We start from the raw sequence: 2,085 nt of genomic DNA on the forward strand, positions 1-2,085 counted from the left end.
GGCCTCGGTCTCACTTTGGAAATACGCTGTCATCACGTCGATGAAGGGCTGACGGTCGACTTCGGCGAATGTCACACCGTTGTCCGCCATGATCTTCATGCCTTCCTCGGCCTTGGCGAGGTTGATGTCATAGCTAAAATCCTTGAGGTCGGCATGTGCCTTGAGCATCGCCTCTTGCAGTTCAGGATCCAGTTCTTCCCAGGCTTTCTTGTTCATCATGTATGCGATGGACTGGTAGAACTCTTTGTGAACCGTCACGTTTTTGGCCACCTCATAGACCTTGGTGGTCTCGGCCAACGAGATCGGTACATTCACCGAGTTCACAATGCCGCGTTTCATTGCCTCATAGACTTCTGAGAACGCGATTGTGCGCACCTCGGCTCCCAACTCCGCCCATGCAGCTGTTTGGGCCTTATCATTCGGCAGGCGCAACGTGAGCTTCGATACGTCATCCAGCGATGAGACCGGAATGGTCGACATCATCACGCGGTAAGGCCCGCGCGCGATCAGGGCGGGGTTACCCAGAACCTTGATCCCTGCCTCGTCCTCTGCCTTCTGGTACCAGCCTTTGACCAGATCGCTTTCCATGAAGCGTACCCAATGGTCCCGGTCGTCAAACAGGAATGCCGCCGAAGTCAGCTTGATCTCGGGCACCCATTTTTGCGGGTACTGGGGACCTTCGGCATATATCTGGATGGCACCAAGCTGAAGCTGCTCCAACACGGCGCTTCCTTTGCCCAACTGCTCGGAGGGGAAGATGGTGATCTTCATCTTGCCGTTCGAGTGCTTTTCGACCTGATCCGCGAAATATTGGTGAGTCTGCCCCTCGGCGCTTTCCGGTGACAGCTTGCTGGCAAAGCGCCATTCCACATCCGCAGCCTGTGCGGCAGCGGCCACCACACTCAGTGCCAATCCGGAAATCAAGTTTCTGAGTTTCATGTCTATCCTCCCTTGATCGCCATCCTTTTGGACGGCCTTCTCAATTTGCTGGCCCTGCGTCCAGCAAGCGGGCCCAATTGGCCCAAGTTCAGCATTTTGCTTGTCGTTCCGGGTCTCCTGAAACCGGATCTAAATGAAATCTAGCAAAAAGGAGTTCGTGCTGATATTGAGTAATACCCAATAGATGGTTCCTGAAACGCAATAAATCAGGTGCCAAAAATGGAGAGTTAAATTGTCCGCAAGAATGCCAAAAATCCCGTCGCTAAAGCTTTTCGTTGAGGTCATGGGTGCGGGTACGATTGCCAAGGTTGCCGAGCAGATGCACCTGACACCGTCCGCCGCAAGTCGGATGCTTTCGGCATTGGAAAGCGACCTTGAACTGAAACTGTTCCGCCGGGAACGACAGCGCCTGATCCCAACCGAGGCGGCGGAAACCTTCTTGCCTGAGGCAATGCGTGCACTCAGCGTGATGGATGAGTTGCCCCGAATTTCTGACGCTATTCGCGACGGGGCAAACAAGGAACAGTTGATCCGTATCCTGAGCTTTCCGCGTCTGGCGGAACAAATCCTGCCCGCGGCCGTACAGCGATTTTACAAGGACAGCGGTTCAGACACGCGCATAAACACCAGCGTCGAAATGCGCCATAACCTTAAACGGTGGGCGGCGTCTCGAATGTTCGACATCGCACTGACGTCGGTTCCCGTTGTCCATTCCGGCGTGCGTGGAGAGCCTATAATTGACTTTCCCTTATGCGTCACCCTGCCCCGGGATCACGAATTGGCCGGCGACCGAGAGATTCCGGTACAGGCCCTGGCAGATGCCCCCCTGTCGTTAATCGAAGGCGGTGCGATATTGCGGCAACGCATTGATAAGGTCTTTGACGAAGCGGGACTTACTCCGAATGTGCGTCAGGAAAGCGGGACAGTTGACGTGTCGATATATATCGGGTTGGCGGCAGGCAGCATCACGATAAACGATGGGATTTTCCCCAAGTCGCTGTTGGATCAGGGTTTTGTTCTGCGCCGCCTCAAAACTCGGCAAACGGTTCCGGTCGGATTCGTTGTCCCCCTCGACCGTGAGGTCGAAGGGGCCGCTGAACTTTTAAAAGACGCGATCCGGCACGAGGTTCTGGCCTACAGGAACGA

The 2,085-nt window shown here is 55.0% G+C and carries 2 protein-coding genes; one reads left to right on the plus strand and one right to left on the minus strand.

All coding sequences use genetic code 11. The annotated features are described in order from the left end of the window. A partial coding sequence (locus MHN28_RS24740) for a TRAP transporter substrate-binding protein (RefSeq protein WP_239345710.1) occupies positions 1-939 on the minus strand: 939 nt, incomplete at its 3' end. Positions 940-1,171: 232 nt separating this feature from the next. Here MHN28_RS24740 and MHN28_RS24745 point away from each other — a divergent pair. Further along, positions 1,172-2,085, plus strand: a 914-nt coding sequence (locus MHN28_RS24745) for a LysR family transcriptional regulator (RefSeq protein WP_239345711.1), incomplete at its 3' end; no start/stop codon positions are given.

The sequence above is a fragment of the Ruegeria sp. Ofav3-42 genome, assembly GCF_022347725.1.
In the GTDB taxonomy this organism is placed as follows: Bacteria; Pseudomonadota; Alphaproteobacteria; order Rhodobacterales; family Rhodobacteraceae; genus Ruegeria.